General features: G+C 49.0%; 13 protein-coding genes and 1 pseudogene. All 14 read left to right on the top strand.

The window, feature by feature from the left end; all coding sequences use genetic code 11:
• The first annotated feature begins 37 nt into the window (after window positions 1–37).
• The 14 genes and pseudogenes from fumC (at window position 38) to C0Q44_RS18695 (ending at window position 18,432) form a co-directional block, all read left to right on the top strand.
• Window positions 38–1,426, top strand: coding sequence for a class II fumarate hydratase (gene fumC / locus C0Q44_RS18755; protein ID WP_105408783.1), 1,389 nt, complete (start codon window positions 38–40; stop codon window positions 1,424–1,426).
• Between the two features lie 186 nt (window positions 1,427–1,612).
• Window positions 1,613–4,357 carry a CHASE3 domain-containing protein gene (locus C0Q44_RS18750; RefSeq protein WP_258166434.1) on the top strand — a complete coding sequence of 915 codons (2,745 nt, stop codon included), beginning with the start codon at window positions 1,613–1,615 and terminating at the stop codon, window positions 4,355–4,357.
• A gap of 224 nt (window positions 4,358–4,581) precedes the next feature.
• Window positions 4,582–6,204 carry a PucR family transcriptional regulator gene (locus C0Q44_RS18745; RefSeq protein WP_105408781.1) on the top strand — a complete coding sequence of 541 codons (1,623 nt, stop codon included), beginning with the start codon at window positions 4,582–4,584 and terminating at the stop codon, window positions 6,202–6,204.
• Window positions 6,205–6,437: 233 nt separating this feature from the next.
• Window positions 6,438–7,943: a factor-independent urate hydroxylase gene (pucL, locus tag C0Q44_RS18740; RefSeq protein ID WP_105408780.1), complete on the top strand. Its 1,506-nt coding sequence runs from the start codon at window positions 6,438–6,440 to the stop codon at window positions 7,941–7,943.
• On the top strand, window positions 7,943–8,320 hold the full coding sequence (gene uraH, locus C0Q44_RS18735; protein WP_105408779.1) for a hydroxyisourate hydrolase: 378 nt from the start codon (window positions 7,943–7,945) through the stop codon (window positions 8,318–8,320). The genes pucL and uraH overlap by 1 nt, the downstream gene beginning before the upstream one ends.
• 77 nt (window positions 8,321–8,397) lie before the next feature.
• A complete protein-coding gene (gene allB, locus C0Q44_RS18730) occupies window positions 8,398–9,771 on the top strand; it encodes an allantoinase AllB (RefSeq protein ID WP_258166433.1) in 1,374 nt (457 codons plus the stop codon).
• Window positions 9,768–11,075, top strand: a complete 1,308-nt coding sequence (locus C0Q44_RS18725) for a Zn-dependent hydrolase (protein ID WP_105408778.1) — start codon at window positions 9,768–9,770, stop codon at window positions 11,073–11,075. Before allB ends, C0Q44_RS18725 begins: the two co-directional genes overlap by 4 nt.
• 6 nt (window positions 11,076–11,081) lie before the next feature.
• Window positions 11,082–12,322, top strand: a pseudogene (locus C0Q44_RS18720) (pyridoxal-phosphate-dependent aminotransferase family protein).
• The gene (gene ggt, locus C0Q44_RS18715; protein ID WP_105408777.1) at window positions 12,316–13,911 is read left to right on the top strand and encodes a gamma-glutamyltransferase; all 1,596 of its coding nucleotides are present in this window, start codon (window positions 12,316–12,318) and stop codon (window positions 13,909–13,911) included. Before C0Q44_RS18720 ends, ggt begins: the two are co-directional and overlap by 7 nt.
• A gap of 136 nt (window positions 13,912–14,047) precedes the next feature.
• Window positions 14,048–15,370, top strand: coding sequence for a 5'-deoxyadenosine deaminase (locus C0Q44_RS18710; RefSeq protein WP_105408776.1), 1,323 nt, complete (start codon window positions 14,048–14,050; stop codon window positions 15,368–15,370).
• A 45-nt stretch (window positions 15,371–15,415) separates the two neighbouring features.
• Window positions 15,416–16,579, top strand: a complete 1,164-nt coding sequence (locus tag C0Q44_RS18705) for an XdhC family protein (RefSeq protein ID WP_181151077.1) — start codon at window positions 15,416–15,418, stop codon at window positions 16,577–16,579.
• Window positions 16,545–17,192: a nucleotidyltransferase family protein gene (locus tag C0Q44_RS18700; protein ID WP_181151076.1), complete on the top strand. Its 648-nt coding sequence runs from the start codon at window positions 16,545–16,547 to the stop codon at window positions 17,190–17,192. Before C0Q44_RS18705 ends, C0Q44_RS18700 begins: the two co-directional genes overlap by 35 nt.
• Before the next feature lie 130 nt (window positions 17,193–17,322).
• A complete protein-coding gene (locus C0Q44_RS31120) occupies window positions 17,323–17,454 on the top strand; it encodes a hypothetical protein (RefSeq protein ID WP_258166432.1) in 132 nt (43 codons plus the stop codon).
• A gap of 63 nt (window positions 17,455–17,517) precedes the next feature.
• A complete protein-coding gene (locus C0Q44_RS18695; RefSeq protein WP_105408773.1) occupies window positions 17,518–18,432 on the top strand; it encodes an FAD binding domain-containing protein in 915 nt (304 codons plus the stop codon).
• The last annotated feature ends 23 nt before the right edge of the window (window positions 18,433–18,455 follow it).

Genomic DNA, 18,455 nt, shown 5'->3' with positions numbered 1-18,455 from the left:
AGAGACCCAAACCATCTTTTTGGAGGAGGACAAGCAAGTGGAATACCGCATTGAGAGAGATACGTTAGGCGAAATGAAAGTACCAGCCGACAGGCTGTGGGGAGCTCAGACGCAGCGCAGCAAGGAGAACTTTCCGATTGGCCGCGAACATATGCCGATGGAAGTTGTTCGTGCCCTTGCCATTTTGAAAAAAAGTGCTGCGGCCAGCAACCATAAATTAGGCAAATTATCTGCGGCCAAGTCAGATGCCATCGCTTATGCGGCAGATGAGATTATTGCAGGACGAATTGATGACCATTTCCCGCTGGTCGTGTGGCAGACTGGAAGCGGAACGCAATCGAATATGAATGTGAACGAAGTGATCGCCAATCTGGGTAACCAGCTGCTGGAGCAGAAGGGCAAGGAGGAGCGCTTGCATCCGAATGATGATGTGAACATGTCGCAGAGCTCTAATGATACTTTCCCAACCGCTCTGCATGTAGCCGGTGTACTGGCTGTTGAGGACCAACTCTTACCAGCCATTGCGGTATTAAAAGCTACTTTTGCTGACAAGTCGGACACGTTTAAGGATATCATCAAAATCGGACGTACTCACCTTCAGGATGCAACGCCCATCACGCTTGGGCAGGAAATCAGTGGTTGGGAAGCCATGCTGGACAAGAGTGAGCGCATGATTCGAGACAGTGTTCAATATATGAAGGAACTTGCCATTGGCGGTACAGCCGTGGGAACTGGCATTAACGCGCATCCTGACTTTGGAGATTTCACAGCCAAAGAGATTGGTAAGCATACAGGTAAAGATTTTGTGTCTGCACCGAACAAATTCCACGCGCTTACAAGTCATGATGAAGTCGTGTATACACACGGTGCAGTTAAAGCGCTTGCAGCTGACTTAATGAAAATCGCCAACGATGTTCGCTGGTTAGCCAGCGGCCCACGCAGTGGACTCGGCGAGATTCGGATTCCGGAGAATGAGCCGGGCAGCTCCATTATGCCTGGTAAAGTCAATCCAACTCAGAGCGAGGCGATCACCATGGTGGTGACCCAAGTGATGGGTAATGATGCAGCAATTGGCTTTGCAGCGAGTCAAGGTAATTTTGAGCTAAATGTATTCAAACCAGTGATCATCTATAACTTCCTGCAATCCGTGAAACTGCTCGCAGACTCCATTATTGCGTTTAATGACAAGTGTGCTGTAGGCATCGAGCCTAACCTGGAACAGATTAAACATAATCTGGACAATTCGCTGATGCTGGTTACAGCACTGAATCCGTACATTGGATATGAGAATGCAGCCAAAATCGCGAAGCTTGCGCATAAAGAAGGCTTGTCTTTGAAGCAGGCGACGTTACAAACGGGCTTGCTTACCGAGGAACAATTTGATCAATATGTCGATCCGGCCAAAATGATTGCGCCAAAGGCTTAAATCCAGCCTATCTGAGGAGTATGGATGAAGAAGACGACCTGTACAAGCAGGTCGTTTTTCTAATGAGAATTAATGAACTTAACGATGAACTTAAAGCTTGTCAGACTATACGTATACATATAAAATACATATGCAACAGTTTTAATGAACGTGAATGGGATTCGTATATATTTGGAGGTTTCCGCGTTGTCAAAAACGAGAAGATTTACGATACGCTCCAAAATTCTAATGGGCTATCTTGTGGTTGTGCTTTTATTTGGTGCTTTCTTGCTGGTTCTTACGGCCCAAATTAATGTGTTACAGAAGGAAAATGATTTTATTAGCCATCATGATCTGGAAGTGCATAATCTGACTAACGCGATTGAAAAAAATGTCTTGAATATGGAAACGGGACAGCGTGGATTCATGCTTACAGGCAATGAAAGTTACCTGGAACCTTATTCTCAAGGGCTCTCTCAGTGGAGTTCCAACTATGATCAGTTGATTGCTCTCATTCGTGACAATCCTTCACAGCAGCAGAGTCTGCAGAACATCAAGGCACATATTATACGCTGGATTGAGATCGCCGGGGAACCGTCCGTGGACTTGAAAAAGCAAGGGGATCAAGCGAAAGTTATTGAGTTCTTCCAATCTGATCCGGGTAAAACGGAAATTGATCTGCTGAGGTCCCAACTCACAACCTTCCGTAACACCGAAATTACTCTGACTGAAGCAAGGGTAACGGACCTTGCCAGACGCAGCTCCGCACTGCTGACAATTATGTATACGCTGTGGGGCATTATTGCTGCACTATCCGTCACCGCTGCGTTCGTCATTTCAGGGAATATTGTCAAAACGTTGCGAGATGTTATGCAAACGATCAGCGATATCTCTAGAGGTGGAAACCTGAAGCAGAGAATTCAGGTGCGATCACGCGACGAAGTGGGTGATCTGGGGCATGAAACGAACAAGTTGCTGGATGAAGTGCAGGAACAGAATCGGATCAAAGATCAGATCACAGGGACTGCCACACTCTTGCAGAACCCGACCAACCTGGAAGGATTATCACGCTTGTTCTTGAACGAGCTTGCCATTCTGTTGGAGGTTCCATATAGCGTCTTATATTATTGGAAAGATAATCGACTTCTGCGTGTAGCAGCATACGCTGCCGATGGGGAGAAAGAACGTTCACTTGGTAAAGTGTCGCTTGCTCCAGGTGAGGGACTTGTAGGTCAAAGTGCTGTTGAGAAGCGAGTTTTGCGCATGAATGATTTGCCTCAAAATTATATCCGAATCTCTTCGGGCCTTGGGCATGCATCTGCCACATCCCTTACGGTAGTACCGGTCTTATTTGAAGGTAGAACCATCGCAGTAATCGAGCTCGCTTCGATGAAGCCGCTGCAAGAGAAGGATATGAAACTGATTCATGAACTGACTGACATTTTCGGTGTTTCACTTCACTCGACAGTTACTCGTATGGAATTACAGCACTTGTATGATGAGTCTCAAGTCCTGAATGAAGAATTACAGGCACAGTCGGAGAAACTTCAGGCTCAGACGGAAGAAATGCTGTCCCAGACGGAGGAACTGCAAATGCAGACTGAAGAGCTTCATATGCTGAACGATCGTCTGGAAATACAGAAGAGCACGGCAGAGACATCAGCCAATGAACTTGCGGTTGTGGCAGATCAGTTACGAACTAGCTCGGGATACAAATCCGAATTCTTGGCTAACATGTCTCATGAACTGCGGACACCGCTCAACAGCATGTTGATTTTATCCGAGATATTGTCTGAAAATAAAAATCATCACTTAAATAGTGAAGAGCAGAACTATGCTTCAGTCATTCACAAATCAGGTAAGGACCTGCTGAATCTGATCAATGATATTCTGGATCTGTCCAAGGTGGAAGCCGGGCAGATGAAAGTAGATTTCGACGATGTCTATCTGGGCAGTCTGCCTGAAGTCATGAATCAGAATTTCCTGAAAGCAGCGGAGCAGAAAAAAATAGATTTCCGGATTCAGCTCCAAAGTCCTTTGCCGGAAACGATCGTGACCGATGAGATGAGATTGCATCAGATTCTCAGGAACCTGCTCTCGAATGCATTCAAGTTCACCAGTGAGGGTGAAGTTGCCCTAACCATCTCCAGAATGAGTCTGGCTCATCCTGAAGTAAAAGGCCAAGAGACAGACGTGATTGCTTTCTCCGTCAGTGATACAGGTATCGGGATTCCGGATAACAAACTCGTGCAAATCTTCGATGCATTCAAGCAGGCAGATGGGGCTACGGCACGAAAATACGGGGGAACGGGACTTGGGTTATCCATCTCTCAATCGCTTGCGACCCTGCTAGGGGGTTCGATCTCGGCAACAAGCCGTGAAGGACATGGCAGTGTGTTCACACTGTTCCTGCCACTAAGAAAAGATGAACCTGAGACGATGCAAGCTTCACGGTTGTTCCTGAATGAGGCAGCCAGCACAACACCTGAGATCAACAAGCTTCCTACATTAAGCCCAGGACAATCTGATGTTTTATTGACACCTCTGGAAGAATCGTTGCTCCGCGGTCGTCTGGTCCTTGTCGTTGATGATGATATACGTAATGTATATGCACTAGCTAACGCGCTTGAGCAATATGGCATGAATGTCATATCAGCTCAGAACGGGAATGAATGTCTGGAATTACTGGAGCATGGAGGCCTCAAGCCAGATATCATCATGATGGATATCATGATGCCGGAACTGGATGGCTATGAGACGACTCGTCAGATTCGGGAACGACTGGGCTTGACTCAGCTTCCGATTATTGCGCTGACAGCCAAGGCCATGAAAGAGGATCGCGAGAAATGTATTGTGGCAGGCGCTTCGGACTATCTCAGCAAACCGCTGAATATCAAAGAAGTATTATCCCGCATGAAATTATGGATGAATCACGAAACAGTAGAGATCTGATCGAAACAAAACCTATGCCAATTACAGGAGTATGTGCTGAATTGGGTCATAGGTTTTATTTTTTTGTCGTGTGAGCTTTGTTTTGAAATTAGATGTTATAATACTTAACAACAAATACAAGTTCAAATTGTTTATTTAGACTTAATTTGGAAATTGTCTTTGGAATTAAGCCGAGAAAACGATAATGACACTTAATTGTGTTATATATATGGGAGGTAGTGTCCATGCAGCTTACGGTTAAAGAGGCTTTACAGGTATACCCGCTCTCAGAAGCCAAACTGATTGCGGGCGGAGAAGGGACTTCGCGGATAATGAAATCCGTTAACGTCATGGACGCTCCTGATATTGCGGATTGGATTAAATCCGGTGAGATGCTGTTCACCACCGCCTTCATTATGAAAGACAGTGAGACGGATGCAATGCGTTTGATGCGACGCTTGAATGAACGTGGTTGTGCGGGACTCGGGATCAAGCTGGGACGCTTCTGGCAGTCTATTCCCCAAGGCATTGTGGAAGAAGCAGATCGGCTTCAGTTGCCGCTGCTGGAACTTCCATTCCAATTCACCTTTTCCGACCAGATGAATGCTTTGTTCAAGGCTGAACATGAACGCAGTAACCGATTGCTGCATGAAGTTGTGCAGAAGCAGAAGAAATTAATGCAGTTTGCACTGCAACAGCAGCAACATCGCAATGTATTTGCCGAACTTGCGACTGTGCTCAATCATCCGCTTGCAGTCGTTGGTTCTCGTGGGCATGTGCTCTATGGCAGTGAAGGGATTGCAGGCAATGCTGTAACACAGGGCTGGCCTTGGAAATCCGTCATGCACCGGGTGAAATGGAATCAGGGGAGCTGTCATCGCGTACCCATTAAGCAAAATGATGAAGAATACGGGTCCTTGCTTGTGTTTACCGATTCCGCCTTGTCACTTCGAGCAGAGGAGGAGCTATTCCAACAGGCAGCCGATGTACTGGCATTCTATATGGATATGACGTACCGTGAGCATATTAATCCGACGGTGCAAGATGAGATGCGAACACTGCTTGCACAGTATTTGGATAACAAAATGACTATTGAGGAATTGACCACTTTAAGTGAAAATAAAGGTGTACATCTGTTTCAAGGAACCTATCAATGTGTGTTGATCACGCTTGAGCCGACGTTGTTTGCCGAGGGAAAACTGCTTAAACAGATTCATCGTGAGTTACAATACAATCCACTGATGCAATATACGGCCTCACAGCATTTTCAGATCGAGGACGGGATTCTGTCCATCTACACCTGTCCAACCGGGCGAGATTACGGAGAGGAGCTATCGGCTTTTCTGTTGAACCGTTTTGGTGATGTTCTGGCTGCGCAAGAAGTGAAAGGTGAACCGGCTCCGCGTTTCTGGATCAGCAAAATGAAGCATGAGCCCAAATCGCTCCGTGAAGCTTACCAGGAGTGCCTGGATACACGACAACTGGCTCGTCGATTCGGCATGAAAGATCGGGCACTGCAATTTGAAATGCTTGAATTCGCCTATGTGTTTCAACATGTACCGGATAACATTATGGAGAACTATTGCAATAAAGTGCTGGAACCGTTACTTGCCAGGGATGGCGACCCCAATCAGGTTCTGATGAATACATTGGAATCCTTTATTGAAAATGACGGACTGATCAATGAAGCGGCCAAGCAGCTGTTCGTGCATCGCAATACGGTCACCTATCGTATGGAGAAAGTGGGCAGTTTGCTGCAAATGGATTTTAAAAAGACGAATGATCTGCTCAAGTTAAAGCTGGTATTCACATTCCGCAAGTTTGTTCGAGACAAAGCAGCTGTAAGGTCGCAAAATTATCAACGCTAGACCGGACGTTGTGCCATATTACTCTGTTGCTGGGCAACACGAAAGAACCGCATTTCCTTGATGGAGTGCGGTTCTTTCGTGTTCAAAGACAACCAAAGCTCATCTTCTCGTGCATAGCAAACAAATCACCTCCCCGATGTTATGTTATATTACAAAATTGCGTAAATATTATTGTCGCAGTAATGAACGGCACTTAGAATGAAGAACAATAATCACAGACCGGAGGTTCTAACATGAGCGACTTCATTAAACTCGTTAACAACTGGTCTATCACGCAGTTCGTGCATACGTTTGGCGTATTATTCGAAGAATCACCGTGGGTAGCCGAGCGTGCCGCAGCTTCACGACCTTTCGATTCATATGAACAGATGATGAATGTGATGAGGAACGTGGTGTGGACGTCGGAGCATCAAGTAAAATTACAACTGCTTCGGAATCACCCGGATCTTGGCGCACGGATCAGCATGAGCAGTAACTCCGTGAAGGAGCAAGTGGGTGCGGGACTTGATTCACTTTCACAAGAGCAATACAACGAACTTCGTCAATTAAACCAAGTCTATACTAGCCAATTCGGCTTTCCTTTTATACTGGCCGTGAAAGGGCATACCGCAGGGTCAATTCTGGAGTCGATGCGGCAGCGTTGTCGTAGAGGCAGGGAAGAAGAATTCGAGACTGCCCTGAAGGAAGTATTCAAGATTGCTGCTATTCGCTTGCAGCAATGGCTGGCGCAGGTTGGTCATGAACATGAGCTGGTGAAGAAGTCAGAGGTACTGCAACAGCGGACCATGTATTACGGTAAAGGGGATGTGTGGATGTACCGTTCCTACGTCAAGCCGCTGATTGGTGTACAGCCGATCCCGGAATCTCCGTTTACGGGACGCAGCAATATTCTGTTCGGTTTGAACATCAAGATCGCTGTGCAAGGCGATGAATTTTTGCCTTCTTTTATAGAAGGAGATAATTCGTTGGTGGTAGCAACTGATTCCATGAAGAATTTCATTCTCAAACATGCAGCGGATTACACAGGGGCTACGGTTGAAGGATTTCTTGCGCTGGTAAGTCGGCGTTTCCTGGAGACGTATCCGCAGATGATCAAGGTTCAGATGACAGCGGACCAGATTTCATTTGAGGATATACCAATTAGATTGGAAGACCGTTATCGACCAAGTACGCTCGTATTCCGTTGTTCACAGAATGACCGCGCCACGGCAGCCGTGGAGGCGGAACGAACAGGTGGCTCGATTGAACTTGGCAACCATTTCAGTGGTGTAGCCGATCTGAGGTTGATCAAGGTCAGGGGAAGTGCGTTTGCCGAATTTGTGCAGGATGAATATACAACCCTAGCAGAGACGCAGGATTGTCCGCTTTTTATTGTCCTGAATATCAACTGGCGTTACGAGGCACCGGAAGATGGCATGGATGATCAGCGTGGACGTTATGTAGCGGCGGAACAGGTCAGAGATTTGGCTGCGGCGGTATTTCATGAGTGTCGCTCTGCATCCATTCAACATCTGATCTATCAGATTGGACGAAGACTGTTAGGTCGATTCGAGCAGCTCAGTGAGGTTTCATTTGAATCCAATAATCGGACTTGGGAAACGGTGCTGGAGAAAGTAAAAGAGGGAGAAGGCAAAGTATATACCGAGCCGAGGCCGCCATATGGATTCCAGGGTTTCTCCATGACAAGGAGCGATCTCGGAACAGATGAGCGTGAATCTGTGATAGAGGGTGACGTCTAATGTCGATGTCTGGTGGACGAATTACAACACATGTGCTGGATACTTCCAAAGGTGTGCCTGCTGCGGGTGTTCGGATAGAGCTATATATCCTGAAGAGGGATGCAGAACAGGAAAACAAGACAAAAGTTGCTGAGTCGGTGACGAATGCGGATGGACGTCTGGATGAACCTCTGCTGGAGAGCGGTGAGCTGGAGCAAGCGATATATGAGCTTCAATTCCATGTCGATCGTTATTACGCACAGCGTTTGTTAGAAGAGCTAGGGCAGGTACTATGGACGGTTGTCCCAATTCGTTTTGCGGTATCGGATGCTTCAAGCCATTACCATATTCCGTTATTGATTGCTCCAGGAGGCTACAGTACATACCGGGGAAGCTGAACATGTACACATCCGGTTCTGATTCAGGGGAGGGTCATCCACATGACAACATTTGATACCATCATTAGGGGGCTCGGGTGGTACTGAAAGATCGGGTAGAAGAGCTGGATATTGGCATCACGGGTGAGAAGATTACGGCGATGTCCTTGCGTTTAGCGGGGGATGAAGAGACTCGAATCGTAGAAGCAGAGGGCCTTGCGGTCATGCCAGGTGTAGTGGACATTCATGTACATTTCAATGAACCTGGACTTGCGAGCTGGGAGGGATTCAAGTCGGGATCAGCATCTCTTGCCGCAGGGGGAATTACGACCTATGTCGACATGCCCCTCAATGGTGTACCTCCAACCACAAGGCAGGAAGCATGGGAATTGAAAAAGAAAGCAGCTGCAGATCAATCGTATGTCGATTATGCGTTCTGGGGAGGGCTCGTTCCCGGCAATCGTGCTGAACTCGCTCCACTTGCAGAGCTCGGTGCAGCGGGGTTCAAGGCATTTATGTCCGAACCAGGCGGAGAAGGCGATGACATCTTCGCCAGAGCGGATAACGTTACTCTGCTGGATGGCATGGTCGAAATCGCAAGATTACACCGTGTGCTGGCCCTGCATGCAGAGGATGAAGGTATGGTTGCCGAACTCTCGGCCAAAAGTGTGGCGGAGGGGAAGACTGAACCAATGGACTATGTCCGGTCTCGACCGGTTGAAGCAGAGGTTCTGGCTGTTACCCGGGCGTTAGAATATGGACAACTGACCGGATGTGCCTTACATTTTGTACATATCAGTACCCGGGAGGCACTGGATCTGATTGCGGAGGCGAAGCTGCGTGGACAGGACGTAACTTCGGAGACATGCCCCCATTATCTGACGCTGACGGATCAGGATGTTGTCCGACTGGGTGCTGTAGCGAAATGTGCACCACCTCTTCGCAGTTCTTCGGAACAGGAGAAGTTATGGGACGCACTGAAGTCAGGGTTGATTGATGTAATTGCCTCAGACCATTCTCCATGTCCGCCTTCGATGAAACAATCCGATAACTTTTTTGAGATCTGGGGCGGGATTTCCGGAGCTCAAAGTACACTGCTAATCATGCTGGAGGATGGGCATCTCCGGCGCAGTATCGACCTTCCGTTACTCGGAAGAGTGCTCTCCCTGCAACCTGCCAGAAGGCTTGGTCTGGAGAGCAAAGGAGAAATTGCGATTGGCAAAGATGCAGATCTGGTGCTGATCGATTGGGAGAAGAGCACGACCTTGAATACGGATGATCTTCTCTATAGACATCAACAGAGCCCTTATGTGGGACGTGCATTTTCCTGCCGTATTACAAACGTATTCTGCCGAGGAAAGCGTGTATATAACTCGGAATCCGGGTTATCTCCAGAACCTATGGGGCAGCACATTGCGGCGCACGCCTACTCTTATAGTCCCATCAAAACAGGAACGGAGGAGACGCCATGACGGAGTCTGGAGTGTACAGGTCATCGGGCACGAACCATTCGTCTCTTCCTCTACCGAATGTGGAACAGGTGGAGCTTCAATCCATGCTCGACTGGCTGGCGACATATGGAACCGATGCACGGGGTGGCGTGACACGCCTATTGTATGACCAAGCATGGTGTGAAGCACAGCATGCTCTCGCAGCCAAGATGCAGGAGAAAGGGCTGTCTCCCGAATTCGACCAGTCTGGTAATCTGTATGGCACATTGAAGGGCGAGGGTCATGAATCACCAACTGGTGCTGAACCATTGCCGATTGTGACCGGATCACATATTGATTCTGTGGTACATGGCGGCAAGTATGATGGCGCCTATGGTGTAGTGGCGGGAGTCCTTGCCCTGGAATATTTACAGCATCATTTCGGAGCACCTAAGCGCACTCTTCAAGTGGTATCACTGTGTGAAGAAGAGGGAAGTCGATTCCCCTTCGCGTATTGGGGTTCACGAAGCGTAACGGGTGTAACGGCGCTGGAAGACGTGGAGCACTTAAAGGATGCAGAGGGAACTACCTTTGCACAAGCGATTCGTGATGCGGGCTTTGGTCCTGATCGTGAGTATAGACCCGCTATGAAAAAATACGGTGCTTTTATTGAACTTCATATCGAGCAAGGTCAGGTTCTTGAACGGCTAAGGCATTCCATCGGAGTCGTATACGATATCGTGGGTCAGAAGCGATTCAGTATTACCGTAAGTGGGGAAGCGAACCACGCGGGAACGACTCCGATGTGCTGGCGCAAGGACGCACTTGCTGGAGCAGCCGAGATGATTACAGCAGTAAGGAACATCGCGTTGCAAGCAGGGGAACCGTTCGTAGCCACAGTTGGGCGAATCATAGCTGATCCGGGTGTTGGGAATGTGGTTGCTGCCCGAGCCGTATTTTCACTGGATATTCGTCATATCCGGCAGGAGATCATGGATGGCTGCTGGCAGGAGATGTTACAGGCGTTTAGTCAGATTGCAGCCGAGCAGCAGCTCGGGCTGGACTGGGAAGAACATCTCTCCGTGGCACCCATTCCCATGAATGCGCAGATGATCTCAGATATTCAAAACATCTGCGAGCAGGAGCAATTATCCTATTGGTCAATGCCAAGTGGTGCAGGACATGATTCGCAGATCTTCCAGCCCGCTTGTCCGACAGCGATGATCTTCGTGCCGAGTCAGGATGGCATCAGTCATAATCCACTTGAACATACAGCCGAAGCAGACTTGGTGCGCGGATTCCGGGTTTTGGTTCAGCTACTCTATAAATACGGTTATGGGAGTTGAGAGAAGATGTCCACCTATAAAGAGCTATCTCCATCCTTGCGGACCATTATGACCCCGGACCCGTTGAGGTTGATCCACGCGTACTACGAGCATTATCCTTCCCCATTCTGGGGCAGTTCGACCCGGAATTCACCTCCTTGATGAACGAGACGATGGCGATGCTGCGTGAGCTATATATGACCGATAACGAGTGGTGTTATCCAGTAGATGGTACATCCCGTTCGGGGATTGAGGCGGTGTTGGTCAGTCTAATCCAGCCTGGTGACAAAGTGCTCGTCCCGATCTACGGGCGATTCGGACATCTGCTGGTTGAAATCTCGGAACGATGTGGTGCCGAAGTTGTCTTTATGGAAACGGAATGGGGAACAGTATTTGACCCGGAAGAGGTGATCAAGGCGATCCATGCCCATAAGCCGAGTCTGGTTGCCATGGTTCATGGAGAGACTTCAACCGGACAGATGCAGCCCCTTGCCGAGATTGGCAAAGCCTGCCGCGAACTCGATATTTTACTCGTTGTGGATGCTGTGGCGACCATAGGCGGGACTCCCGTGGAGACGGATGCCTGGCATCTGGATGCGGTGATGGGCGGTACGCAGAAATGCCTGTCTGTTCCATCCGGGATGGCGCCTCTCACGTACAACAGTCGGGTGGAGCAGAAACTGATGAGTCGCAAAACGATTGAACGCGGACTGCGGGATGCAACCAGTGCACGGGCAGAAGGCCGCACCATTGCTAGTAATTATTTGGATCTGAGCCAATTGCAGGATTACTGGGGTCCGGCGCGGTTGAACCACCATACGGAAGCGACTTCCATGCTCTACGGTCTTCATGAAGGGTTGCGCATTCTGCTGCAAGAGGGATTGGAGGCTCGTTTTCAGCGACATCGGGTCAATGAACGTGCGTTGGTCGCTGGAATTCAGGGGATGGGACTGCAATTGTATGGCGATCTGTCCAGTAAACTTCCGGTGGTCACTTGTATTCACATTCCTGAAGGGATCGATGGTGAATCGGTGCGGAGTATGCTGCTGAACGACTTTAGCATTGAAATCGCGAGTTCATTCGGACCATTGAAGGGGAAAATATGGCGCATCGGTACGATGGGATTCAGTTGCCAGCGCAGAAATGTACTACATGTGCTCGGAGCGCTGGAAGCTGTTTTGCTTCGCCATCGACATAGCTTGCCTGCCGGTGAACCGGTGCAGGCAGCACTGGACGTGTACGCAGGGAAGGAGGGAGCCTTATGCTAAACCAGATGCCGATCTCCAGGGAGGTCATGGTCACCTCTCCACATTATCTGGCAAGCGCAGTGGGAAGCTCCATCCTCCAGCAAGGCGGAAATGCTTATGATGCCGCTGTTGCGGTTAGTGCAGCACTGGGTGTGGTATATCCGCACATGACTGGACTTGGCGGGGATGCGTTCTTCCTGATTCATGATGGAGCGAGCGGTGAGATTACCGCCTTTAACGGAAGTGGCCGATCTGCAGCAGGCATTCATGCCGATACGTTCAAAGCGATGGGCATGAATACGATCCCTCAGCGCGGTGTACTCAGCGCTATTACGGTTCCGGGCATGGTGGATGCATGGTGGGAAGTCTGGTCCCGATACGGCAAGCTATCGTGGGAGCAGTTGTTGGAACCCGCTGCGCAGTATGCCGAAAAAGGATGCCCAGTATCCCGGAATCTGCGATTGTGGATAGAAAGGGATGAGGATTTCATTAAGGGGCATACGCCGCTGCGCGCGGTATTTGCCCCTTCAGGTATTCTTTTACAGGAAGGCGAGTTACTAATTCAGCCTGATCTTGCTGCTTCCATTCGTCGGATTCAGAAAGGGGGGCGAGATGCTTTTTACACTGGAGAGCTTGCGAGACGCCTGACTTCGGCTATTCGTGAGGATGGGGGTATGCTTGCACCGGCGGATTTTGCGGGTCACCACGGAGAGTGGGTGAAGCCGATCAGTACGGGTTATCGAGGATATGAAGTTCATCAGATGCCGCCCAACTCGCAAGGATTCTCGATGTTGATGATGTTAAACATGCTGGAGCATATTGATCTGTCCTCGATTGCACGCACGTCACCCGAGTTCTATCATCTGATGGCGGAAGTGGTGAAAAAGGCGTTTCGTGATCGTGACCGTTATCTGACAGACCCCGATTTCAGGGACATTCCGTTGGATCATCTGTTATCCAAGGGTTACGGTGACCAATTGTGGGATGAGATCCAGTCTGCTGCGCCAGTGGCACAACCGTATTTGTCCAAAACGATGGGTCAGGACACTGCTTATGCGGCGGTTGTTGATAGCGAAGGCAACGCAGTGTCATTCATACAAAGCCTGTATTTTGACTTCGGTGCAGCCTATGTTCCAGGGGATACGGGGATTATCATGCAGAATAGAGGGTCCTTTTTCTCTTTGGATACGAAAGATGCCAACGTATTGGAACCAAACAAACGCTCATTCCACACCCTCATGCCGGGCCTCGTCACACGAGATGGCAAACCTTATATGCTCGTGGGTACGCAGGGAGGAGAGGGCCAGCCACAGACACAATTATCGGTTCTTACCGGTGTACTTGATTACGGTCTCAACATTCAGGAAGCGATCAGCTTGCCACGTTGGGTGTACGGACGTACCTGGGGCGAAGAAGGCGATTCGATGCGTGTGGAGAACCGATATCATGATGACGTATGTGCAACCCTTGCCCAGTGGGGACATAACGTTGAAGCGAGAGCATCGTGGGATGGTATTATGGGACAGTCGCAAGGTATTGTTATTCGTGAGGACGGCATGATTAGCGGCGCGGCAGACCCTAGGGGCGATGGAATGGCTATTGGATGGTAACAGCTACATGAACACTTATAAGTTCAACTAGATATTTACACAATAACAGCGATGGGAGGTTAGTCTGTCATCGGAGTGCAAGTGTATATATGTATGCGTTGAACGATATAGACAGACACAGATAGGGGAGATTGGCATGGGAACGATCCTGCTGAAAGGCGCACAGCTTGTGACGATGAATGCGGAAGAGGACGTATTCATCGGAGATCTGTTGATCGAGGATAACAAAATTAAGGAGATTGCAGCGCATATTGATGTTCAGGCTGATCAGGTTATTGATGCTCGTGGCAAAGTACTTCTGCCAGGCTTTATTCAGACGCATATTCATCTGTGTCAGACCTTGTTCCGAGGACGTGCGGACGATCTGGAACTGATGGATTGGCTCCGTCAGCGCATCTGGCCGCTGGAGGCAGCGCATGATGAGGAGTCCGTCTATTACTCGGCGATGCTTGGACTCGGCGAATTGATCTCCAGCGGTACCACAACCATACTGGATATGGAGACGGTGCATCATACGGATTCGGCATTTCAGGCGATGGCGCAGAGCGGCATCCGGGTTATCTCTGGCAAGGTGATGATGGATCATGGAGATGAGGTTCCTGAACCTCTGCGTGAGAACACAGCGACATCACTGCAACAGAGTGTGGATCTGCTGGAGAAATGGAACGGATTCGGCAGAGGTCGCATTCAATATGCCTTCTGCCCGAGATTTGTTGTCTCGTGTACGGAGGAACTGCTGATTGAGGTACGTGATCTGTCGAATAAATATCATGTCAAAGTCCACACCCATGCCTCTGAGAATCGCGGTGAGATCGAACTTGTGGAACATGAACGCGGTATGCGTAACATCGTGTATCTCGATCATATCGGTTTGGCTACCCCGCGACTGGTGCTTGCTCACTGTGTATGGCTGAGTGAGGAAGAGAAGGAAATCATTCGCAAGCGCGGTGTCAAAGTCACTCACTGTCCGGGGTCCAATATGAAGCTTTCCTCCGGAATTGCGGATATTCCTGATCTGCTGAATCGTCAGATTGCTGTTGGAATCGGAGCTGATGGTGCGGCGTGCAACAACAATCTGGATATGTTTCAGGAGATGCGTCTGACAGCTCTGATGCATAAGATCCCTCATGGCCCGACGGTGATGGATGGCCGGACGGTATTGCGTATGGCTACCATGGGTGGTGCAGAAGTACTTGGCATGTCGAAAGAAATCGGGAGTCTGGAAGTGGGCAAAAAGGCAGATATGCTACTGCTGGATCTGAATGATTTTCATACGTATCCTTCCTACGAGACCGATGTATATTCTCGCGTGGTCTACTCTGCAACACGTAGCTGTGTGGACACCGTGATTATTGATGGCAGCATCGTACTCCAGAATCGCAAGATTCAGACGATTGATCGTGGTATCGTGCTGCGTGAGTCGGATAAAAGCATTGCCAGATTGATGAGTCGTATCTAACTAGAAGCACTTGTGCAGCAAGTTTTAGAAAGGATGGAGACCCGTATGGAAATGCATGATCTGTGTGCAATCGCGGCCCGTGAAAGACGATGCGTGCTCGCAACAGCAATCAAGGTTGAGGGTCATGCTTACCGTAAGCAGGGAGTCTCTATGCTGTTGACCGAGGATGGCACGATGTATGGAAGTATCAGTCCCGGATGCCTTGAGAGTGACATTCAGGCCCGGGTGAGTCGTGTGCTGGATACAAAACAGATGGAATTCGCGGAATACGATATGCGACCCGAGGATGATCTGTCTTGGGGCGAGACGATCGGCTGCGGCGGACTTATTATTGTACTTCTTGAACCCGTATGTGGTGAATTTCGATCGATTTTGCAGAAGATGCATGAGTGTCTACAATCTGGTGCGGAGACCATGTTAATTCGTACGTTTCGAGATCATTACACAAGGATTGAATACGACTGGAAACGGATCGAATCAGACGAAGTAGATGAGAATCCCTTGATCGCCAAACACCAGTCTAACTGGTGTCCCTCACGCGTCCTCCCTTATGATCATGTGGAAAATCGTAGTCGATCGCCAGTGCTGTCTGATGAACAGCATAGCCAATATACGTCCAATGCTATAATAGCGAAGAACGATTCAGCTTCAGTTCACCCTTGGGGCATCCCGGAGCAATTCACCTCGAAATACACCCCTACCCCTCGTCTGATTATCATCGGAGCCGGTAATGATGTTGTTCCTGTAGTCAGACTGGCCCGCGCGGCAGGATTTCGAGTTGTTGTGGCTGATTGGCGCGAGTCTTTATGTACCTCAGAACGGTTCTCTGGAGCCGAACTTGTGCCAGGTTTCCCGCGTGAGGTGATGCCTCTGCTGAACGTGAACAACAGAGACTATATCATTTTGATGAGTCATCAATTCCCGCGTGAACGAGAACTGTTGGAGATATTAGTGCACTGTGAATATGCGTATCTCGGCGTCATGGGTTCCAAAACACGAACAGCGCGTCTGTTGGATGGCTTACCACGATTGAAACATGTACATTCTCCTGTGGGATTGAGCATTGGGGCAGATGGCCCGGAAGAGATCGCCATTAGCATTGTGGCTGAATTGATTGCTTGTATACACAAGATTTCTTTCGAGAGTTATGGGGTGCAGAGGGGGAACGTTGTACATGCGAATGACGGGCATTGTTCTGGCGGCAGGTAAGAGTCAACGGCTGGGACGAGATAAACTCTCGGTTGTTATGCCTGATCGGAGGTCACTTGCAGCATGGTCACTGGAAGCTGCGCTGAATTCGGATCTGGAACAGGTGGTCTGTGTGGTGAAACCGGAGGATTCGCTGGCCTGGTTGCCTGTACATTGGCTTGATTCAGCGACGTATGCCTATAACCCTAATGTTAGACTCCGAATTGCAGTCTGTGCTGACTATGCTTGCGGCATGGCTAACTCTCTTCATTGTGGCATACTGTCGGCTATGGAGTACAAACCGCAAGGAATCCTCATGCTACTGGGAGATCAGCCTTTATTGAAAGCACAGGATATCAATCAGGTGGCCGCAGCATTAGATACCCATAAGCTGAGTGATTATGCAGCAGCTACGGACGGAGAAGGGGGGAAACCTCCTGTCGCCTTTCGCTCCCATATGTTTGGACCTTTACTGTCCCTACATGGAGATGAGGGAGCGCGCAAGATTATGCGAAGTGCCAACTATTCAGGTGTACATGTGCCTTTGCCTGAACGCAGTTTCTGGGATGCGGATACTGAACCGGAATTGGAACGGATTATGAAATATGTATCTGAATCAGATCAGACAGATTGACTAAAGGGAGAAGATTATTGCTAATGTATAATTTCATAACATGAGACAGGTCAGCCAGGTACTTTGGTTGGCTTGTTTGTCTTCTTTAATAGTGGATTGAATCAGAATCTGTGTTAGCTTCTGGTAGATCATGATGCATCAGGCACAAATGAAACAACGGTTTTATACATTTATCCAAAACGATGTGAAGGTAATTGACGTTATTTCTGAACTCCAATATGATTTGAAGAATTATCTGGATCAGACGGTTGAATCAGCATGATGAAGAGACGCATAAGTCCGATCAACATCCTGTCCATCGAAGAGAGAGAAAGGGGATGTAGCGATGGTAACACTGGCATACGGTTCTGGAGCACTGCCAACGGTATGGCAGCCTGAGAATATGCAAGAACTCCAAACGTTAAGAAATAGACTAAAAGGGATGTTGTGTTATGCAGCAGGCGGGACATGGCTGCGAACCCAGTGGGAAGGTGGCTTGGTTCCTTCGCCTGAACACATGATTAGCCTGGCTCGTATTCCTGAAATGAGAGGTATATATGTTCTCGGAGATGAGTTGGTCATCGGGGCGATGACCCGATTGAAGGAATGTGCTACGGACGCGTTGCTACATCAACTACCGATCTTGCAAGAAGCCGTGAATGCAATCGCTGCACCATCGATTCGTAATGTGGCAACCATTGGTGGAAACATTGTATCCGGGGTAGGGGATACCATACCGGCTTTGCTTGTACATCACGCAGAGCTGCACTGGTTAACTGACAGCGGAATCGAGATCCGCAGTGTGTCTTCCTGGTTAAGAGGTGCACGTGACGGAAGTCAGAATCCGCGTGACGTGTTAATTTCCATTCATATCCCGATGAGTTCGGTATGTGTAACTGATATGCAAGACGAACACAGATCTGCTGTACGAAAGGTTTCCTTTTACCGCAAGCTGGGTCGACGGGAGACGTTCAGTGCATCGCTGGTGACGATTGCATTCTATGGAGAGATCAGCACGGATGACCGCTGGACAACGATTTCGATCGCTGCGGGTGGGGGATCAGGCATGGCGATGAGACTCCGAGAGTCTGAACAACTGCTTCGCAGCAACACGGTCTCTGTTATGCAAATTACGGCTCTTGCGACCGCTGTAGCTGCTGAATTCAAGACTTATGGGGATGCTTTTGCTACGGAACACTATCGCAAGCAGACTGCGGGCAATCTGATTGGCGCCGGTCTGTGGGAGGTGCTTAACGGATAGAAGAATCTGGTCAAGCAAAGGGA

Origin of the sequence: Paenibacillus sp. PCH8 (assembly GCF_002968835.1) — a bacterium.
Taxonomy (GTDB): Bacteria; Bacillota; Bacilli; order Paenibacillales; family Paenibacillaceae; genus Paenibacillus.
This window is presented reverse-complemented; position numbering and strand designations above follow the sequence as displayed.

Excerpts from the sequence above, each read along its gene's own strand:
- C0Q44_RS18745 (WP_105408781.1), top strand. The coding sequence starts at position 4,582 with ATGCAGCTTACGGTTAAAGAGGCTTTACAGGTATACCCGCTCTCAGAA.
- pucL (WP_105408780.1), top strand. The coding sequence starts at position 6,438 with ATGAGCGACTTCATTAAACTCGTTAACAACTGGTCTATCACGCAGTTC.
- uraH (WP_105408779.1), top strand. The coding sequence starts at position 7,943 with ATGTCGATGTCTGGTGGACGAATTACAACACATGTGCTGGATACTTCC.
- C0Q44_RS18725 (WP_105408778.1), top strand. The coding sequence starts at position 9,768 with ATGACGGAGTCTGGAGTGTACAGGTCATCGGGCACGAACCATTCGTCT.
- ggt (WP_105408777.1), top strand. The coding sequence starts at position 12,316 with ATGCTAAACCAGATGCCGATCTCCAGGGAGGTCATGGTCACCTCTCCA.
- C0Q44_RS18710 (WP_105408776.1), top strand. The coding sequence starts at position 14,048 with ATGGGAACGATCCTGCTGAAAGGCGCACAGCTTGTGACGATGAATGCG.
- C0Q44_RS18705 (WP_181151077.1), top strand. The coding sequence starts at position 15,416 with ATGGAAATGCATGATCTGTGTGCAATCGCGGCCCGTGAAAGACGATGC.
- C0Q44_RS18700 (WP_181151076.1), top strand. The coding sequence starts at position 16,545 with ATGCGAATGACGGGCATTGTTCTGGCGGCAGGTAAGAGTCAACGGCTG.
- C0Q44_RS31120 (WP_258166432.1), top strand. The coding sequence starts at position 17,323 with ATGATGCATCAGGCACAAATGAAACAACGGTTTTATACATTTATCCAA.
- C0Q44_RS18695 (WP_105408773.1), top strand. The coding sequence starts at position 17,518 with ATGGTAACACTGGCATACGGTTCTGGAGCACTGCCAACGGTATGGCAG.